At 68.3% G+C, this 21333-nt stretch carries 3 protein-coding genes; all 3 read right to left on the bottom strand.

Annotated features, from left to right (window positions below):
* Window positions 1-10: 10 nt before the first annotated feature.
* From ACNQQL_RS06285 to ACNQQL_RS06275, 3 genes are read right to left on the bottom strand one after another with little or no spacing between them, the layout of a single operon-like run.
* Window positions 11-13414: a non-ribosomal peptide synthetase/type I polyketide synthase gene (locus ACNQQL_RS06285; protein WP_347063680.1), complete on the bottom strand. Its 13404-nt coding sequence runs from the start codon at window positions 13412-13414 to the stop codon at window positions 11-13.
* Window positions 13411-16734 carry a type I polyketide synthase gene (locus tag ACNQQL_RS06280; RefSeq protein WP_347063592.1) on the bottom strand — a complete coding sequence of 1108 codons (3324 nt, stop codon included), beginning with the start codon at window positions 16732-16734 and terminating at the stop codon, window positions 13411-13413. The genes ACNQQL_RS06285 and ACNQQL_RS06280 overlap by 4 nt, the downstream gene beginning before the upstream one ends.
* Window positions 16731-21146 (bottom strand): beta-ketoacyl synthase N-terminal-like domain-containing protein, encoded by a 4416-nt coding sequence (locus ACNQQL_RS06275; protein ID WP_347063591.1) that lies wholly within the window; start codon window positions 21144-21146, stop codon window positions 16731-16733. Before ACNQQL_RS06275 ends, ACNQQL_RS06280 begins: the two co-directional genes overlap by 4 nt.
* Between the last annotated feature and the right edge of the window lie 187 nt (window positions 21147-21333).

Here is a 21333-nt window from a genome sequence, read left to right as displayed (position 1 = left end):
CGAAGGCTCCTTAGAATGCGCTGAGTTCGACGGTGGGCTGGCGGGCTTCGGTGTGCAGCGCGCGTTGTCCCAAGGTCAGGTTCCGGATGCGAACGCCGGGATTGGCAAGCACTTCCCCGATGACGGACGTCAGTTCGTTGGCGAGGCCTTGCACCAGGGCCTCGCTGAACCGCCCTGCGTGATAGACGACGCTGATCGCGAGGCCCTCGGCGCGCGGCTCGGCCAGGAACCAGAAGTCCGTCGCGGCTTCCGCGTCCGCGCCCTGCGGGTCGTGGTCCGGCAGCTCGGCGATGTGCACTTGTCCCGCGTAGCGATCGACGGCGCCTTGTCGCTGGTTCTGCAGCGTCAGGCCGATGTCGAAGAGCGGATTGCGCCCCGCAACGCGCTTGATGTGCAGCTCGTCGAGCAAGCGATCCAGCGGATACAGCGGGTGCGAGAACGCTTCGAGGGTGGTGTCCCGCACCCGGGTCAGCAGCGTGTCGAAACGATCGTCGCCGGCGACGCGATCGCGCAGCGCCAGCACGTTCAGGTAGGGGCCGACCTGCGACTCGAGTTCGGGCAGCTCGCGGCCCGCGACCGGCGTGCCGACGACAATGTCCTCCTGGCCGGAACGGCGGTAGAACAGCGCCTTGATGGCGGACAGCAGCGCGATGAACAAGGTCGCACCGTGGCGCTTGCCGAGCGATTCCAGCGCCGTCGTCTCGGCGGCGGGCAGTTCGAATTGCCAGGATTTCCAGCTCGGCGCGGCCGGCTGCTCGAGGTCGCCCGGCAGTTCCAGCGCGCGCAGGCCGCCGCCCAGCTTGGTCAGCCAGTATTCCTTCATGCGTTTGCCGTCCGGCCCGGCGAGCAGGCGGTTCAGCCAGCCGGCGTAATCCTTGTACTGGATCGGGAGTGGGGGCAACGGATTGTCGCGACGCTGGACAAACGCGTCATAGATCTTCGACAGGTCGTCGAGCAGCACCTCCGTGGACCAGCCGTCGCTCACGATGTGATGCATCGTGCAGATGCAGACGTGACGGACTTCGGAGAGCCTGAGCAGCTTGACGCGGAAGAGCGGACCGGTGGCGAGATCCATCGGCGCGAGCCGTTCGCTCGCTTGGATCGACATGGCCTGCGCATCGCGGTCCTCGGCATCCTGCAGATCCACGACCTCGACCGCGAAGGCGGCCTCGCCGGGCGGCAGCACTTGCTGGACCGGCTGATTGCCTGCCAGCACGAAGCGCGTGCGCAAGATCTCGTGACGTTCGCTCAACGCGCGGAACGCCCGCACGAGCGCGTCCACGTCCAGCACGCCCTCGAACAGCAGGGACGTGGGCAGCGGCCCGCCGGCTTGCGCCGCATTGAGGCGATCCTGGACCCACAGCCGCGTCTGGGCGGGAGAGAGTTCGTAGTGCGTCTGCACCGGCAGCGGCGTCACCGGCGCGTAATCGATCGGCTGCGTATCGGCGATGCGCTTCGCGAGGCTCGAAATGGTGGGGTGCGCGAACAGGCTGCGGATTTCCAGCTTCGCATGCAGATCGCGACGGATGCGCGCGACGACCTTCGTCGCGGAGAGCGAATTGCCGCCCAGCTCGAAGAAATTGGCGGTCGTGCTGATCCGCGCCTTGCCGAGCACTTCCTGCCAGATTGCCGTCAACTGCGCTTCGAGCGCGTTGTCGGGCGCAACGTGGTCCAGGCCGTCGCCGGGTTCGGGCAGCCTGGCGCGATCGAGCTTGCCGTTGGGCAGATGCTCGAACGCGGGCACGACGACGAATACGGACGGCACCATGTAATCCGGCAGCCGCTGCCGCAGGTGGCCGCGCACCGCTTCGATCAGTTCGGCTTCGGGGTGCGACGAGCGCAGCCATGCGACGAGTCGCGCGCCGTCGTCCACGCCGCGCAGCGCCACGACGGCGGCGTCGACCAGCGGGTGCGAAGTCAGCGCCGCCTCGATTTCACCGGGTTCGATGCGCAGGCCGCGCAGCTTGATCTGATGGTCGATGCGGCCGAGGAACTCGATGTTGCCGTCGGGCCGGTAGCGCGCGAGATCGCCGGTGCGATAGAGGCGTGCGTGCGGGTCGTTGGAGAACGGATCGGCGATGAACTTCTCGGCGGTCAGTTCGGGCTCGCCGTGGTAGCCGCGTCCGACCGGCGTGCCGCCGATCAGCAGCTCGCCCGCCACGCCGACCGGCACGGGCTGCAACTGCGCGTCCAAGATGTAGAGGCGGGTGTTGGCGATGGGCCGGCCGATCGGGACGATGCGGTGCGGGTCGTCGCGCCGGCATTCCCAAGCGGTCACGTCGACGGCGGCCTCGGTGGGGCCGTAGAGGTTGAACAGCTTGGTGTCCAGGCGCGCGAGGCAACGCTGCTGTAGATCGAACGGCAGGGCCTCGCCGCTGCACACGACGCGGCGCAGCGACGCGCAGTGCGCGTCGAGGTCCGGATGATCGAGAAAGGCGCGCAGCATCGACGGCACGAAATGGATCGTGGTGATCCGTTCGCGCTCGATGAGTTCGACCAGGTAGTCGGTCTCGCGCTGGCCGCCGGGGCGGGCGAACACGAGGCGCGCGCCGACGATGAGCGGCCAGAAGAATTCCCAGACCGAGACGTCGAAGCTGAACGGGGTTTTCTGCAACACGGCATCGTCGGCGCCGAGGGTGTAGGCGTGCTGCATCCACAGGGTGCGGTTGGTGATCGCGCGATGGGTGTTGAGCGCGCCCTTGGGCCTGCCGGTCGAACCGGAGGTGTAGATCATGTAGGCGAGGTTGTCGCCGCTCAGCGCAGGCGCGGGGTTGGACGCGGGCGCGGCGTCGAGGTCGAGCGTGTCGCGATCGACGACGATCACGCGGGCGTCGGTGTCGGGCAGCGCGGCAAGCAGATGCTGCTGGGTGAGGAGCCAGCGCAACTGTGCGTTGTCGATCATGAAGCGCACGCGCTCGGCGGGGTAGTCTGGATCGACGGGGACGTAAGCGCCGCCGGCCTTGAGGATGGCGAGCAGCGCGACGATCATGTCGAGCGAGCGCTCCATCGCCACGCCGATGAGGGAATCGGGAACGACGCCGAGTTCGATGAGGCGATGGGCGAGGCGATTGGCGCGCAGGTTGAGTTCGGCGTAGGTGAGCGAGGCGTCGTCGCAGACGGCGGCGACGGCATCGGGCGTGCGCTCGACCTGCTGTTCGAACAGCCGATGCAGCGGTTGCGCGGCGTCATCGCCGAAATCCATCTCGGTCCGGTTCCATTCGACGGTCAGCAGATCCCGCTCCGCATCGCTCAGCAACGGCAGCCGGGCAACGGCAGCCGACGCATCGTCCGTGAGACGCATCAGCAAGGTCCGGTAAATGGCGAGGAAACGTTGCACCGTACTTTCGTCGAACAGATCGGTGTTGTAGTCGCAATCGATCAGGAGTTCCTGCCCCGCGTCGAGCACGTTGACGTTCAGATCGAACGCGGTATAGCGGATCAGCGGGGCCACGAGGCCGACCGTCAGGCCGGGCAGTTCGGGGAGTGCCGACACGGGTTCGAGGTTGAAGACCGCCGATACCAGCGGCGCGGCATTGAGATCGCGCTGCGCGCCGATTTCGCGGACCAGCTCGGCGAACGGATAATCCTGGTGCTCGAGCGCGTCGAGCAGGTTCTGCCGGGTGCCGGCCAGGAAACTGGCCACGGTGGCCTGCTCGGGCAGCGTGGAGCGCAGCGGCAGCAGATGCGTGCAGTAGCCGGCGAGGCGATCGCTGCCGGCCACGGAACGGCCGGTCACCGGGATGCCGGTGACGATCTCCTGCTGGCCGGCGATGCGGTGCAGGAACAGATTGAAGCCCGCGAGCAGCATCATGTAGAGCGTGCAGCCGTTCTGACGGGCGGCGGCGCGCAGCGACCCGGCCTCCGCCGCGTCCAGATGCAGGGACACGCGCTCGCCGTGAAACGTCTTCACCGCGGGCCGGGGGTAGTCCAACGGAAGATTCAGCGGTTCGGCCCGGCGCGCGCATTGCTCGAGCCAGTACGCGCGATTCGCTTTCGTTTCCGGGCTGTGGCGCTGGCCGTCGAGCTGCTTCAGGTACTCGCGGAACTGCAGCGGCGCCGCGGCCGGCGCAGCACCGGCATAAGCGCGGGCCAGATCCTCGAGCAGGATGCCGAACGTCGAGCCGTCGCAGATGATGTGATGGGCCGTCATCACCAGCAGGTGACGCTCGCTGTCCAGGCGCACGAGCGCGGCGCGAAACAGCGGACCGCTCACCAGGTCGAACGGCTGGCGGCTTTCGTGGTCCCGCCACGCGTCCTGGTCCGTGTCGATCAGCGGAATCTGGAGTGTCAGCGACGGATGCACGATCTGGCCCGACCCGTCCGGCGTCAACGTGGTGCGCAGCGCCTCGTGCCGATCGACCAGGCCCTGGACGGCCGCGCGCATGGCGGCCTCGTCAAGCCGGCCATTCAGCTCGAGGGTGGTGTTGACGTTGTAGGCCAGCGATCCTTCGGGATCGACTTCCGACAGGATCCACAGCTGGCGTTGCGCTTCGCTCAGCGCGGCCACCGTGCCGTGCTTCGAGTGCGGCCGGATGAAACCGCCCCGGCGCAGGTCGGCGACGCTGTCCTTCACCGCCCGGATGAACCGGTCGATGTCGGCATCCGTATGCGCGGTGGAGAGGAAGCAGGTGCGCCATTCCCAGATGTAGATGCCCTTTTCGAGCATGTGATAGAAGAACAGGTCGAGGTTCTCGGTGAATTCGAAGCGGAACATCGAGCCGAACCACGTGACCTTGATCGGCGCCTCGGCCTCCGCGAAGAACGCATTCAACGTCCCGGCGATTTGCGCGGTCCGTTCGTTGAGCGCGGCCTGCAGCCCCGGACCTTCCTGTTCGATCTTCTCCAGCACGGCCAGCGCGGCCGCCATCGCGAGCGGATACTGGCAGAACGTGCCGCCGAACGCGGTGCGGTCCGCGGCGGGGAACGAATGGTCGCCGTAGGTCCACATGCCGCCGTCGATGGCGTCCATGAAGCGGCTGGTGCCGGCGATGACGCCCAGCGGCAGGCCGCCGCCGATGATCTTGCCGTACGTCGCGAGATCGGCCCGGATGCCGAACATGGCCTGGGAGCCGCCCGGATGGACGCGGAAGCCGGTGATCATTTCGTCGAAGATCAGCGCGACGCCGGCCTCCTCGGTGATGCGGCGCAATTCCTTGAGGAACGCGACGGGCTGCAGGGACGGGTTGCGGCTCTGCACCGGCTCCACCATCACGGCGGCGAGGGTCGACGCCATGCCGCGAATGGCCTCGAGCGCGGCGTCGCTGCCGTAGTCGAGCAGGATCATGTTTTCGACCGAACCGAACGGCACGCCGGGGGCGATGGTTTCCGTCACGCCTTCCGCGTTCGCCGCGGCGAGCGTGCCGTCGGCATGGCCGTGATACGAATGCGTGAACATCACGATCTTGTCGCGCCCGGTCACGGCGCGCGCGAGCCGCATGGCGGTCATGACGGCCTCGGTGCCGGTGTTCGAGAACGCCACGCGATCGAGGCCGGTGACGCGGGCAAAGCGCGCGGCCACTTCGCCGACGAGGCTGGAGCGCGCGCCCAGTTCGAGCGGGCGCTGCCATTCGCGGGTGACCTGCTGCTGGATGAAGTCCGGCGTGTGGCCGAACAGATGCACGCCGAAGCCCATCGTGAAATCGATGTACTCGTTGCCGTCGATATCCCACAGCCGCGAACCGGCCGCGCGATCGCCGACGATCGGATACAGCATCTCCTTGGTCGAAAAGCGGAAGCCGACCGTGGCACGGCTGTCGGCCAGCACCGGGCGTGACGCCTGCACCGAGTCCTTCGATTTCCGGGTGCGCGTCGTGTAGCGCACGATCAGCGCTTCGAGATGCTCCTGCTGCACGGCGGACAAGCCGCGCGCCCGCTGTTCGACCGGGCTGCCCCACGGCATCATCGGCTTGGGCGGCCGATCGTTCGCCGCGGCGGCAGCTGCAGGCGCGGGCTTCGTTGCGGGCGCGGCGGCCGGGACCGCGATCGCGGCCGTGGGCGCGACGCTCGCCGTGCTCGCGACGGCTTGTGCGGCGACCGTCGTCGGCCGGACGCCGGCCTGGCCGGTCAGCGACGTGCGCAGCAGTTCCATCTGCTGGCTCATCACGCGGGACAGCAACTGATTCTGCTCCCGCAACACGCGCTCGACCGTGGAGCCGCCTTCGGCCGCCACCCATTCCGCCGGGGCGGCGGCGAGCGGCGCAAGCACCTCCGCGGACTGCGCGACCGCGACCGCGACCGTGGACGGCCCTGCGACGGACTCGGCCCCGGACGGCGCGGCGGCCGCCGGCAGATTGTCCGCGACATACTCGGCGAGCGCCTGCACCGTCGCCAGGTCTTCGAAGAAGCGGCGCATGGCCAGCTTCACGCCGTACTGCTTCTCGATGTGCCGGATGGCCTCGATCAGCACGATCGAGTCGGCGCCCATTTCCAGGAACGGCAGGTCGATGTTGATGGTGGCGGGATCGGCCTGGATCAATTCGCCGATCTTGCCGCGAAGCCATTCGAGAACCTCGCCGCTACGGTTGTGCGCCGGCGTTGCGGCGATGGGTGATGCGCTTGTCTGAGTCATGGACGTGTCCGCTTTCTGGAACCAGGTACGGCTGCGTTGGAAGGGATAGGACGGCAATGCGACGCGCGTGGGCGCGGGTGTTTCGGTCGAGGCCCAATCGACATCGACGCCGCGGGCATACAGGCTCGACAGCGTTTCGACCAGCGCTTGCTGTTCGACTTGCGGCCGCTGCAGGCCAAGGAACTGGATCCCGGCGTCCGGCGCACAGCACGCGCGGGCCAGGTTGACGAGCACCGGCTTGGGGCCGATTTCGACCAGCACGTTGAAACCGGCTTCGGCGAGGCGCTCGACGCTGCTCGCGAACTGCACCGGCTCCCGGCAGTGACGGCGCCAGTACGTGTCGGTGGGCGCCTCGTCCATCACGGCGCCCGTGAGATTCGAATAGAACGGGATCGCCGGGCGCGCGACGCGCACGGCTTTCGCGACGGCCTGGAAGCTGTCCAGCATCGGCTCGACCAGCGGCGAGTGGAACGCGTGCGACGTATTGAGCAGCACGGACCGGATGTCTTGCGCGGCGAACGCGTCGACCAGCATCGCGATGCGCTCGCGCTTGCCGGAGATCACGATGCTCGCCGGACCGTTGACGGCCGCCACCGCGACATCGTGCGGATAGGCCTCGATCGCGCGTTCGACCGTCGCGAGGTCGGTGAAAATGGCCGCCATCTCGCCGTCGCGGGGCAACGCCTGCATCAGCCGGCCGCGTTCGGCGATCAGCCGCAGGCCGTCTTCCGGCGAGAAGACGCCGGCCGCGCAAGCCGCCGCGTACTCGCCGACGCTGTGGCCCATCACGGCGTCGGGCACCACGCCGAACGACGCCAGCAACGTGGTGAGCGCGAACTGAAGCGAGAACAGGGCCGGCTGGCTGTAGCCGGTCTGGTGGATCTCCTCGCCCTGGGCGGACAGCACCTCGAGCAACGGTTTGTCGAGCAGCGGATCGGCCACCGCGCGGCAGCGGTCGATGGCGTCGCGGAACACCGGATACGCGTCGTACAGACGGCGGCCCATGCCGGCGTATTGCGAGCCCTGGCCGGTGAACAGGAATGCCATCTTCACGCGGGGGGCGGGCTGCGCCGCGCCGGCGGGTTCCTTCGCCTGGAACGCGCGCAGCTTGTCGATGGCGTCCTCGAGCGACGTCACCGGCAGCGCCAGCCGATGCGCGAAATGCGAGCGGCCGGTCGCCGCCGAAAACGCCACGGCCGCGATATCGAGACCGGGTTCGGCTTCGAGCCGCCGCTGATAGCGCCCGGCAAGCTCTCGCAATGCCGCCGGCGTCTTGGCCGACAGCACCAGCGGATGCACCTTGTGTTTCGACGGCGTCGCCGGCCGCGCCGGCGCGGGTGCTTCTTCCAGCACCAGGTGGGCATTGGTGCCGCTCGCGCCGAACGCGCTGACGCCGGCTCGCCGTGGCCGCTCGCCGCGCGGCCACGCGCTCGCCTCGGCGCAGATCTCGAGCGGCAGCGCGTCCCACTGCACCAGCGGGCTCGGGTGGCGGAAATGCAGGTGGGCGGGAAGGCGGTCGTGGTTCAGCGACAGCACGACCTTGATGACCCCCGCGATGCCGGCGGCGGATTCCGTGTGGCCGATGTTGGTTTTCACCGAGCCGACGCGCAGCCGCCGGCCCCCGTCGCGGCCTTCGCCGAACACCGTTGCCAGCGCCTGCACCTCGACGGGATCGCCCAGCGGGGTGCCGGTGCCGTGCGCTTCCACGTAATCGATGGACGCGGCGGGAAGCCCGCCCAGCGCCTGGCGGATGACGGCTTCCTGCGCGCGTCCGTTCGGCGCGGTAAAGCCGCTCGACGCGCCGTCGTGGTTGACGGCCGAGCCGCGCAGCACGGCCAGCACGCGATCGCCCGCGGCGAGCGCATCGGACAGGCGCTTGAGCACCAGTGCGCCGCAGCCTTCGCTGCGCACGAAGCCGTCCGCCGCCGCGTCGAAGGTCTTGCAGCGGCCGTCGGGCGCCAGCGCCCGCGTGCGCGAGACGGCGATGGAGTTGTCCGGCGACAGGATCAGATTGACGCCGCCCGCGATCGCGAGATCGCACTCGCCGGTGCGCAGATTCTGGCTGGCGGTATGGATCGCGGTGAGCGACGACGAGCAGGCGGTGTCGATCGCCATGCTCGGCCCCTGCACGCCCAGCCCATAGGAGATGCGGCCGGCCGCCGTGTTGAGCGGATTGCCGGTAAAGAAATAGCCGTCGATGCCGCTGCCGCCGCCGTTGCGAAGCTGCAGGTTCGCGTAATCGTTGGTGGTGATGCCGATGAAGACGCCGGTCCGGCTGCCCTTGAGACTGTCGACGGGAATGCCGGCATGCTCCAGCGCTTCGTGACTGACTTCGAGCAACAGGCGCTGCTGCGGGTCCATCGCGGCCGCTTCGCGCGGCGTGATACGGAAAAAGGCCGGATCGAACTGATCGACGTCGTCGAGAAAACCGCCGAAGCGGCAAACCATGCGCCCCGGCGCTTCCGGATCCGGATCGTAGTACGCGTCGACATCCCAGCGTTCGCGCGGCACTTCGGAGATCGCATCCACCCCGTCGTTCAGCAGCCGCCAATAGGCGTCGAGATCGTGCGCGGCGCCCGGAAACCGGCAACTCATGCCGACGATGGCGATCGGTTCCGGCGTGCCGGCCTCGCGGGCCTCGATGGCCGGCGCGACCGGCCGCGGCTGCGCCGGCACGGCCTGCGTCGGCGCCGCGTGCGCGTCCGCGTCCGGCGCGGCGCCGGACGACTGTTCCGCCAGGAAATCCGCGAGGGCGTTGACCGTCGGATGATCGAACAACAGCGCGACCGACAACGGGATGCCCAGCGCTTTTTCGAGGTGCGTGCGCACGTCCAGCGCCATCAGCGAATCCATGCCCATCTCGAAGAAGCCGAGGTCGCGATCCAGCGTCCCCGCTCCGTAGCCGAGCACCTGGGCAACCGCGCGATCGATGCTGTCCGCCAGCAGGCGCTTTCGCTCGCGCGGCGATGAGCCGCTCAACGCCGGCATCGCCGGCGCGCTCGGCGGGCTTCCGCCCACCCGCACGCGGTCGAGGAACGGCTTGGGTCCGCGCGCCTCGTAGGAGCCCTGGAACAGTGCCAGGTCGATATCGACGACCGCCACCTGTGGCACGGCGGGGAGGTGATCCAGCACGTCGAGCGCGCGATCCGCCGCCAGCGAACGGATGCCGACACGCCGCAGCAGCGCTTCCGCCTCGGGGAACGTCATGCCGCCTTGCGCCCAGGGCCCCCAGTTCACGCTCAGGGCCGGCAGGCCCTGGCTGCGGCGATGATGCGCGAGCGCGTCGAGGAATCGATTCGCGGCACTGTAGTGCGCCTGCTCACGCGAACCCCACGCGGACGCGATCGACGAAAACAGGATGAAGAAATCGAGCGGGAAGTGCTCGCTTTGCTGATGGAGCAGCCACGCGCCGGCGACCTTGGGTTGCAGGACCGCGTCCAGCTCCTCGCGCTCGACCTGCATGATCGGCTTGTAGCCGACGATGCCGGCCGCATGCACGATGCCCCGCAGCGGCACGCCATCGCGCCGGAGCGCGGCGAAAAAATCGGCGACCGCCACCGGGTCGGCGATATCGAGGCGCTCGCAGCGCAGCGACACGTTCCGCTCGCGCAGCTCGGCGATCGCCCGCCGGCTCTCGTCGCTCGCGACGCCTTGCCGGCCGACCAGGATCAGCGTGCCTGCACCGCGCGCCGCCAGCCACCGGGCGGTGTGCAGCCCGAGCGCGCCGAATCCGCCGGTGATCAGGTAGGCCGCGTCCGGTTCGACCCGCAGCGCGGCCGTTTCGGCTTGCGCGAGCGGGCTCAGGCGCGCGGCATGGCGCGCGCCGTGCCGCAACGCCACCTGTTCTTCGCGGCTCTCGCCGAGCATCTCCTGAAGCAGCGCCTGCGTCTCGTCTTCCGGCGCGGCCGGATCGAGATCGATCGCGGTTCCGAACCATTCCGGATGCTCGATCATCGCCCCGCGTGCCAGGCCCGACAGCGCAGCCTGTGCGAACCCCGATACGTGCGGCGCTGCGCCGGCTTCCACCGCGTCGCGCGTGACTACCCAGATCCTGGGCCGGGTCGAAGGCGTCCACTCGCGCTCGCTGCCGACCAGCGCGTGCACGAGATGCAGCAGGGCAGTGGACATGCGCGTCTCGCCGACGGCTTCGTCCAGCGCCCATAGAAAGACGATGCGCTGGCCGGGGGCGGCGGTCTCGTTCAGCAAGCGGACGAAATCGTCCGGCCGCTCGGGCGCGATCTGCCGGCCCGCTTCCGCGCCGGCGCCATGGTCAGGGCCGGGGCGCACCAGCGAGCAGGATGCGCCGTGCTCCCGCAGCAGCGCCGCGAGCCGTTCGCCGACACCGCTCTCGTCCGCGAAGATCAGCCACGGCGACGCGTCGGCGGCGAACCGGGCCGCCGGCAACGCGGCTTGCGGCTCCCACACCACGTGATAGAGCGGGTGTGCGGTCGGGGCGGCGGTTTCGGCGGGGGCGAACGCAGTCCTGAGCAGGTCCGGAAAGGCGTTCAGCACGTCCTCCGAGTACTTGCCCGACGACTTGAGGTGCCGCAACGCTTCGTCGATGCTGCCGGCATCCATGCCAACGATCGGCGGCTGGATCTTCTCCAGGCTGAAGCGCTGCCGCTCGAACGGGTAGTTCGGCAAGGTCGTGGCGGGCTGGGCGGGCGCCGGGAACAGCGCGCTCCAGTCGAACTGCCAGCCCTGCACGTACAGCACCGCGAGTGCGCGCTCCAGTGCATCGCCGGCGCATGGCGGCGGCAGCCAGCCGTCGACGAGCCCCTCCGGCGTGTGCGGCGCGTCGGCTTGCTCCGACGCCCCGGCAAGCTGCAGCCAGTACTGCGGATGCGTCACCTCGTCGGTCACTTCGGCACCGAGGCAGCCGGAGATCAGGCGGACCGACGGCCGTGCGAGCGGCGTGTCCTGAAGCGCGGCGCGCAACGCTTCGGCATCCGACCGGGCGGCCACGAGGCGCAGCGCGTCGGCAACGCTCACGACGCCCGCCACGCAGGCCGCGACATATTCGCCGACGCCGTGGCCCGATACGACGGACGGGCGGATGCCCCATCCCTTCCACAGTTCCGCCCACGCGAACTGGATCGCGAAACGGCCCGCGTCGGTATCGAGTGCCTCCAGCGGCACCGAGCAACGCGCGAACGCGTCGCGGAACAGCGGTTCCGACGCGTGGAGCTCGCGCGCGACGCCGGTGTCCGGCGCGCCGAACCGGAAGCCCATGCGCAACGCCTTGCCCGTGCGCGCCGCGGCCGCCGACGCTTCCCTCACGCCCGACACATAGGCCGCTCGAAACGGATAGTGACTCCGTCCGGTGGCGGCGGCGCGGCAGATGGCGGCCAGCTCCCGCGGCGGCGCGCCGGCGATCGCGCGCTCGTAGCGTTGCGCGAGCGCTGCCAGCGCCGCTTCGGATTTGGCCGACAGCAGCAGCAGCCCGCGCTGCGCGGCGTGCGCCGGCGCGACGGGCGGTTCCTCGACGATCGCGTGGGCATTGGTGCCGCTGAACCCGAACGCGCTCACCCCGGCGATTCGCCTGCGTTCCCCGCGCCGCCATGCGACCGGATCGGCCGCGACACGGATTGGAATGTCCTGCCACGGCGTATGCGGATTGGGCTGCGTGAAATGCAGGTGCGCCGGAATCCGGTCGTGCTCGAACGACAGCAGGACCTTGATCAGGCCGGCGATGCCGGAGGCCGATTCCAGATGCCCGATATTGGTCTTGACCGAACCGATCACGAGCGGCTCGGTCGCCGCGCGCCCGGGGCCGTAGACGCCGGCCAGCGCTTCGACCTCGATCGGGTCGCCGAGGGACGTCCCGGTACCGTGGGCCTCGACATAGGAGACGTCGCCGGGCGCGAGGCCGGCCTGGTTCAGTGCGCGGCGGATCACCCGTTCCTGCGAATCGCGGCTCGGAACGGTCAGCCCGCCGCCCGCGCCGCCCTGGTCGACCGCCGTGCCGCGCACGATGCCGAGCACCCGGTCGCCGTCGGCGAGCGCGTCGGCGAGGCGCTTGAGCACCACCATGCCGCACCCTTCGCCGCGCACATAGCCGTCCGCCGCCGCGTCGAAGGTCTTGCAGCGTCCGTCCGGCGACAGCATGCGCGCTTGCGAGAAACTGACCATCACCTCGGGCGACAGCATCAGGTTGACGCCGCCCGCGAGCGCCATGTTGCTTTCCCGCGAGCGCAGGCTTTCGCAGGCCAGGTGCAGGCAGACCAGCGACGACGAGCAGGCGGTATCGATCGCCATGCTCGGGCCGGTGAGGCCCAGCACGAACGACAGCCGGCCCGCGGCCATGTTCAGCGCGCTGCCCGTGCCGGCGTAGCTGCTCGACGGCATCGACGCATTGGACACCTGGATCGCATGATCGAAGCAGGTAATGCCGACGTACACGCCCGTGGCGGACTGCCGGAAGCGCTCGGGCGCGAGATGGGCGTTCTCGAGCGCCTCCCAGGCCACTTCGAGCAGGAGCCGTTGCTGCGGATCGAGGTAGGTCGCTTCGCGCGGCGCGATCCCGAAGAACGCCGCGTCGAATTGATCCACGCGTTCGAGAAAGGCGCCGTGGCGGGTCGCCATCTTGCCGGGCGTGGACGGATCGGGGTCGTAATAGCGATCGATGTCCCAGCGTTCGCCCGGCACTTCGGTGACGGCATCGCGCGCGTCATCGAGCAACTGCCAGAACGCGTCCGGCGTATCGCTGCGGCCGGGGAAGCGGCAAGCCATGCCGATGACGGCGATCGGTTCGTTGCGGTCCGAACGCAGCGCCGCGATTTCGGCGCGCCGCAGGCGCAGTTCGTCGAGCGCGGCTTTCAGTGCATGCGTGGCCTTGGCGTTCATGGGGCGCCTATCTCCTGGGCGATCAGTTCGGAAAGGTCGTCCTCGTCGAGGTCGTCGGATGCTTTGTCGACGACAGGCGCGGGGAGCGACGGCGACAGTTCGTCGAGAACGAACCGGGCGAGCGTTTGCAGGTTCGGATAGGAAAAGAACAGCGTCGCGCGAAACGGCCTTCCGAACACCTTGGTGAGGCGGTCGGTCAGTTCGAGCGCGATCAGCGAATCCAGGCCGAGATCGAGCAGCGATTGCTCGGGCGCAATGGCGTCGGGGCCGGAGAGCCGCAGCGTCTCGGCCAGCATCTTCGCGAGCGTGTCGGCGATGAGCTCGATCCGCTCGCGCGGCGCGCACGCATGCAACTGGCGCAGCAATGCCGTCTCTTGCTGCGCAGGCTGCGCGGCCGGTTGCGCCAGTTCGGAAAACAGCGCCGACCCGGCGGCCGGCGCATCGACCCGGAACAGGGTCGGCCAGTCGATGCGCGCCACCCCGGACTGGGCGACGCCCGACGCCATCAGCCGTTCCAGCGTCGCGATGGCCAGTTCGGGCGGCAGCGTGCCGACGCCGAGCGCAGCCAGTTGTTCGTGCGCGCGGCGTCCGTAGTCGGTCGTGGCGTGGCCGATGTCCGCCCACGGCCCCCAATTGACGCTGAGCCCTGGTTTCCCCTGCGCGCGCCGATGCTGCGCGAGGGCGTCGAGGAAGCTGTTCGCCGCCGCGTAGTTGCCCTGGCCCGGCATGGTGATCAGCGCGGCCATCGACGAGAACAGGACGAAATGGTCGAGCGGCAAGTCGGCCGTCAGCTCGTGCAGATACCAGGCGCCGTCGGCCTTGCCGCTTCCGGCGCGATGGAAGAAGTCGTCGTCCTGGCGCGTCAGCAGTGCATCGTCGAGCGCGCCGGCGAGGTGAAAGACCCCCTTGAGTGGCGGCATCGAATGCGCGATTTCGCCGAGCGCTTGCGCGACGTCCTCGCGACGCGACAGGTCGGCGCGAACGAACCGCGCGTCGAGCGTCTGCAGGATTTTCTCGGCTGCCGGGGAGGGCGCGCCGCGCCCGAGCAGTACGACTTTGCCGGCGCCGTTGTCGGCGAGCCAGGACGCGAGCCGCAGGCCGAGCCCGCCGAGCCCGCCGGTCACCAGATAGGTCGCGTCGTGGTGGAACCGGATCGGCCGGTGGCTGACGAATTCGCGATCGTCGCGGGCGATACGCGCGACGTAGCGCTGTCCGCGGCGAAACGCGATCATGTCTTCACGGCCGCCGGCCTGTACCGCTTGCACGATGTGCGCCGCTGACGGCTGTGCGGGATCGAGGTCGACCAGCCCGCCCCACATCGCCGCATGCTCCACGGCGATCGCGCGGCCCAATCCCCACAGGGGGGCCTGCGCGACGGCGGTCGATTCGCCGTCCAGCACATTCATCGCACCCGACGTCACCAGCCACAGACGCGCCTGCCGGGCTGCCGGTGCGCGTGACGCGAGCGCCCTGACCAGTTGCAGCACGCTCGCGCTGGCACGCCGTCGCGACGCGATGTCGGCGGGCGCGAGATCGAGACTCCACAGGTGAATGATGCCCTTCAGCGGCCGGTCGAGCGCGGACAGTTCCGGCGTCGCGTCGGCGAAGCGCAGCGTGCACGTATCGCCCGCGCTTTCCAGCAGAGCCGACAGTTGCGCGCCGACGCCGCCACGGTCCGCGAGAATCAGCCACTCGCCCTGCGCCGAACCGCCGGTTGCCGCGTCGACGCTCGACGGTCTCCAGACGCGCCGATAAAGCAGCGCGGACAAGTCGTGCCGCTCGACGGTTCGCCCGGAACGCACATGCTGCAACCGCAGCGCATCGATCTCGATCAGCAGTCGCCCGGCGAGGTCGTGGACGCGGATATCGCCCTCCAGCGCGCCTTGCCCGCTCGGCTTGCGCAGCGTGGCGTGACTCCACGCATCCGCTGACGACGGCGGCTGATGAACCCGTACCGCGCCGATCGAACTGGGCAGGTACAGGTCGCCTGCCTCCAGCGCGTCCGGATCGATAGCGGCGGCGAGCACGCGGCTGCACGCGTCGAGAAAAGCGGGGTGCACCTGGTATTGCGACGATGCCAGCGCGTCCGCCGGCAGGCTGATTTTCCCCAGCGCCTCACCGGCCGTGCGCCAGATCTGCTGGATTGCGTTGAACACGCCGTCGATCTGCACGCCGTGCTGCCGGATTTCGCCATTGAAGTCGGCGCCCGAAGTCGTTTCGGTGCAGCGGGCCTGCACCTCGGCGGCATCGAATCTCGTCGGCGCGGCGGATCGCCTGGGGGCGCACATCTCCCGTAGTCGACGCAACTGCGGAAGATTGCCGAGGATCAGCTCGACCGGCGGACCGAAATCGAGCAGGCAGGCCACTTCGTCCACGCCGATCGACTCGAGATCCCGCACCAGTTCGACGCAGGTTTCCGGCGTGCCGATGAGGCCGCGCGATTGCGCGAAGCGTTCATAGAGAAACTCGACGAACTCGTCCAGTTCGCGCGCGCCCATCGCGCGCACGTCCACCGATTGGCCGCGGCTCTGCGCCAACCCGTTCAACAGTCCGATATTGCTGCGGATGTAGTTGCAGAACGGCGCGCGCGCCTGCTCGCGCACCCGCGCCGCATCGTCGCCGACGAACGTGTGCAGCATCACGGACACGGTGCCGGCCGCCGGATCGAAGCCATGCTTTGCGCGCGCGTCGCGGTAGAGGGCGATCTTGTGCGCGAGCTGGTCCCGATCCTGGTCGAGCACGTGGGTCAGCAGGTTGGCGCCGACTTCGCCGGCGCGCACGAAGGTCTGCGGATTGCTCGCGGCAGTCACCCAGACGGGCAGTTCCGGCTGCACCGGCGTCGGATAGATGCGCAACTGCACCGGCTTGCCGACGCCGTTCTTCGCATCCAGCGACCCGCCGCGCCACAGATGCTGGACGGCGCGCATCGTGGTCAGCATGTCGTCCTGCCGGGTCGCGTATTTGTCCGGCGCGAACACGAAGTCGTCCGGATTCCATCCGGACGCGAACGACACGCCCACGCGGCCGTTCGACAGGTTGTCCACCATGGACCATTCTTCCGCGATCCGGATCGGGTTGTGCAGCGCTGCGACCACGCTGCCTGCGACCAGCTTCACGCGTCGGGTGGCAGCGGCAAGCGCGGCGTGCAGGACAGCGGGATTCGGGTACAGCGAGCCGAATTCGGTGAAATGGCGCTCCGGCACCCAGACGCTGGAAAACCCGTTCGCATCGGCGAAACGCGCGCTTTCCATCACGAGCTGGTACTTGTTGCCGGACAGCGCCTCTTCACTGCTGGCGAAGAACATCAGGCCGAATTTCATGCGTGGCTCCGATCCGATTCGTGAATTTCGGCACTCGCGCACATCTGCCATGTCGCGGCGGCGCTGGTGTCCTCGATCCGGTGATAGACGGCAAACGAAAACGGTCCCCAGGACTGGCGACTCAGCACGGTCTGCACGGTGCACGATTCATGCGGATGCAGCGGCAACGGCGCATGCAGTGCGAGGTCCTTCAACGTGGTATGGCTGGCGGCGCCGATTTCCGAAGTTGCCGCCAGCGCCATTTCCACGTAGGCGGAATAGGGCAGCACGGGCGATCCCTTGACGCGATGACCGCTGAGAAAGATGGTTGCCGGAGCGTCGAGACGCGACTGCCAGATCCACGTGGCCGGCGCATGCGCGTGCGGCTCCATGAGGCGCCCGAGCAACGGATGCCGAGGCGCGCGTGGACTGATCCAGAAGCCGCGACGCTCGAACGGGTAGGTCGGCAGGGCGAGCCGGCGGCGCGGTGTGTCCTGCTCCACGGCATCCCAGTTGATGGACGCGCCGCGTACGTAGAGCTCGGCGAGCGTGTGCAGGATCGTGTCCCACGCGGCCGTGTGCGCGCCGATTTCGATCACGATGTCGTGATTTCCCGCCGCACCGCCGTCCGGCGCCTGCGGCACGCCCGCCAGCGAGGCTGCGGCGCGATGCCCGTCGCCCGTGCTGCTGACGGCGAGCGGCGTAATGCCGAAGGACATCCACAGTTGCGCCAGCGCGCGCTGGAATGCCGTGAACCCGGCCTCGGTGGAGACGTGCCCGGGCGCGTCGGATTGCCGCTGCATCAGCGCGCCGAAGGCGGGGCTGGCTGAACGCAATTGCCGAACCGCGTCGGCGCTGCCGCCGTCGTCGGCGCAAAAGTGGAAGGTCACCGCAGGCGGTGTTTCGGCGGGCTCGCCGGCCGAAACGGCGTCCAGTTGCGAACGCAACGTATCGAGACTCGATGCGACGATGGCCGCTCGCCGCGTGAAGTGGGTGCGCCCGGTATTTGCCGTGAACGCGACATCCCGCACACGGGCCTCGGGATGGGCGTCGAGATACGCCGCATAGGACGCCGCCAGCGCTTGCAACGCTTCGGGCGTGCGCGCGGAGAGCGTCACGACGTGCGCCGCGGGCGCCGCCGAGTCGGCTTCGATCTCCCCGGGCCGTGGCGCTTCGGATAGGATCATGTGCGCATTGGTGCCGCCGAAGCCGAACGAACTCACGCCGGCCATGCGCGGCCCGTGTTCCGAATGCCAGCGCGTGACCTGCTGCGGAATACGGAAGGGCGTGCCGTCGAGCGCGATTTGAGGATTGATCGACCGGAAATGGAGGTTCGGCGGAATGGCACGATGGTGTAGCGCAAGGGCGGTCTTGATCAGGCTGGCGATGCCCGCCGCCGACTCCAGATGGCCGATGTTGGTCTTGACCGAACCGATCCAGCAGTGATCGTCCGGCCGACGAGATTCGCCCAGGACCGCCGCCAGCGAGTTCAACTCGATCGGGTCTCCGAGCGGCGTTCCCGTACCGTGCGCTTCGACGAAGCCGATGTCCTGCGCGCGTACGCCGGCATCGCGCAGCGCACTGCGAATCACGGCCTGCTGGGCCGGGCCATTGGGCGCGGTCAGGCCATTGCTGCGTCCATCCTGATTCACCGCGGAGCCGCGGATCACGGCGAACACGGTGTCGCCGTTCTCGAGCGCATCGTCGAGCCGCTTGAGCAGCACCATGCCCACGCCTTCGCCGCGCACATAACCGTTGGCTGCCGCATCGAACGCCTTGCATCGGCCGTCCGGCGAAAGCATGCCCGATTGCGTGAAGGAGGCGCTCAATTGCGGCGCCAGAATCAGGTTGACCCCGCCGGCAAGCGCCGCATCGGACTCGCCGCGCTGCAGCGCGCGGCACGCCTGATGAACCGCGACGAGCGAGGACGAACACGCGGTATCGACCGCCCAGCTCGGGCCGCGCAAATCGAGCGTGTAGGAAATGCGGTTGGCGGCGACGCTGAGCGCATTGCCGGTCGCGACATAAGGGCCGACATCCGCGACTTCTTCCTGCGCCAGACGGATGTAGTCCGAATTGCTGATGCCCACGATGACCGCGGTGCGTCCGCCGGCGAGACTCCGGGGCGCGATCCCCGCATGCTCGAGCGTCTCCCACGCAACCTCGAGAAGCAGACGCTGCTGCGGATCCATCGATTCGGCTTCGCGGGCGCTGATGCCGAAGAACGCCGCATCGAACAGATCGACCTGTTCCAGCAGTCCGGTGGGCGGAAGGCCGCCGGCGCGCTGCTGCGACGCGCCGACCGCGTCCCGGCCCTCCTGCAGAAGCTGCCAGAATGCGTCGGGATGACTGGCGCCGGGGAAACGGCATCCCATGCCGACGATGGCGATATCCGCGCGTGCTTCGGCCGAACCGGGCGCCTGGTCCGGCATGGCATTCCCGGTGCCGCTCAAATGGCGCGCGAGCAGGGAAATACTCGGAAAATCGTAGACGACGGTAGGGGAAACCGGCAGCCCGAGCCAGTCCTGCAACTCGCCAGAGAGCATGATGGCGTCCTTCGAATCGAGCCCATAGATGCTGAACGGCGCGTCGGGGTCGATTTTGCCGGAATCGATTCCCGACAGACGCGAGACACGCTCGACGCACCATTGCACCAGCGCTTGCGTGTCGCGTGCCGCTGTCGCGGAGGGCGCGACCTCCGGGGAAAACGAACGCCGCCACTCGCCCGCGATCGCGAGCCCCTGTTCATCGAGGAATGCCTGTCTGATTCGGCTCCTCTGGATTTTTCCGCTGGACGTGCGCAGGATCGTGGCGGGCTTCAACAGGATCGCCGCATACAGATCGACGTCATGCTCTTCGGCGAGCTTGCGCCGGATCTCCGCTGCGACGGCTTCCGCGTTCAGGGTGTTGAGCGCTTCCCGGCGCACTTCGCATGCGATAACGACCCGCTCCACGTCATCGACGTTGATCGAGAAAGCCGCCGACGCGTTGGGCGCCAGCGCGGGGTGGCTTCCTTCGGCGGATTGCTCGAGATCCTGCGGGTAGTGATTGCGGCCGGCGACGATGATGAGGTCTTTCAAGCGGCCGGTGACGAAGAGGTTATCGCCCTCGACGAAGCCGAGATCGCCGGTGCGCAGGTAACGCGCGTCATCGCCATCCAGCTTCGCGCGAAAGGTGTGCTCCGTTTCCTCGACGCGGTTCCAGTAGCCGACGCCGACGCTCGGGCCCGTCAACCAGATTTCGCCGATCCGGTCGGGCGGGCAGTGCTCACCGGTATCCGGATTCACGATCTGCAGGCGGTGCTCCGCCCAGGTCCGACCGCATGAGACCAGCGCGTGGCGCTTGCCGCGGTCGCTTCTCGTCGCCACGCCTTGTGCCAGGCCGTCGGCGTCGTAGTCCGCCACGAGCGGCAGCGAGCGTGCCGGCTGACCGGAGATGAACAAGGTCGCCTCGGCCATGCCGTAGACGGGGCGCATGGTTTGCGCGTGGAAGCCGCACGCGGCGAATGCGCGCGAAAAACGTGCCACCGACTCCGCGCGCACCGGTTCCGCGCCGTTGAATGCGACCCGCCAGCTGCTCAGATCCAGCTGCGCGCGGGCTTCATCGGATATTTTGCGCGCGCACAGGTCATACGCGAAATCCGGCGCGGCGCAATGCGTGCCGCGATACTTCGTGATTGCCTGCAGCCAGCGGATGGGCTTCTGCACGAACGCCGCGGGCGCCATCAGCACCGACAGCACACCGAGATAGATCGGCAGCAGCACCTTCCCGAAAAAACCCATGTCGTGAAACACCGGGAGCCAGCTGACGAACACCGCCGACGCATCGGCATCGCTCGCCTCGGCGATGACAGCCATATTGCTCAGGATGTTCGCGTGGCTGATCATCACGCCTTTTGGCGTACCGGTGGAGCCTGACGTGTATTGCAGAAGCGCCAGCGTCTGCGGCGTGATTTCCGGTGCGCGCCATTGTTCGGCCGGTGCGTCGAAGCTCCGGTCCGTCGCCAGGATCTTCAGTTCCAGCGTGTCGGAATAGCCGTCCGCGCGATGCACCATGCCGTCGAGCGTGGCTGCGTCGGTCAGCGCGACGACCGGCCCGGCGTCGGCGACGATGGCCTTGAGACGATCCGCGGGACGATGCCTGCGCGGAGGATAGGCAGGCACGCCGATCAGGCCGGCGTACAGGCATCCCACCCATGCGCAGATGAATTCCAGTCCGGGCGGATAGACCAGCAGGACGCGATCGCCCGGTTGCGCCATGCCTTGCAGCCTGGCGGCGATGCCGCGAGCCCGCTTGTCCAGGTCGCCGAACGTGAGCCGAGTCAGTTCCGATTCGCCGTTCTCGAGAAAAATGAATGCCGTCTTCTCCGGTTCGACCTTGCCGCGAAATATCAATATTTCCGTAACAGTCCTGAATTTTGTATCGGGAAGCATACTCAACCTTCGTTGTCTGCCAAACGTTGAATTCATCAGGACCAGTTGCGGCGATCCCGCCAAGCTTGCTTGTTGAATTGGATGGTATTGAAATTAGAGCATCGCTCTAATCCGACGTCTGCCCCGTAATCCATGGACATGGCGTTTCGCGCACTTGATCAATATGGATTTTTATTAATTCGTACGC

Source organism: Burkholderia sp. LFS061 (assembly GCF_047978125.1).
Classification (GTDB): Bacteria; Pseudomonadota; Gammaproteobacteria; order Burkholderiales; family Burkholderiaceae; genus Burkholderia; species Burkholderia pyrrocinia_C.
Note: the sequence above shows the minus strand (reverse complement) of the source record. Positions and strands in the feature narration are given on the sequence as shown.

Bases quoted from the DNA above. Each gene is read 5' to 3' on its own strand.
- ACNQQL_RS06285 (WP_347063680.1), bottom strand. From the start codon at position 13,414: ATGAACGCCAAGGCCACGCATGCACTGAAAGCCGCGCTCGACGAACTG.
- ACNQQL_RS06280 (WP_347063592.1), bottom strand. From the start codon at position 16,734: ATGAAATTCGGCCTGATGTTCTTCGCCAGCAGTGAAGAGGCGCTGTCC.
- ACNQQL_RS06275 (WP_347063591.1), bottom strand. From the start codon at position 21,146: ATGCTTCCCGATACAAAATTCAGGACTGTTACGGAAATATTGATATTT.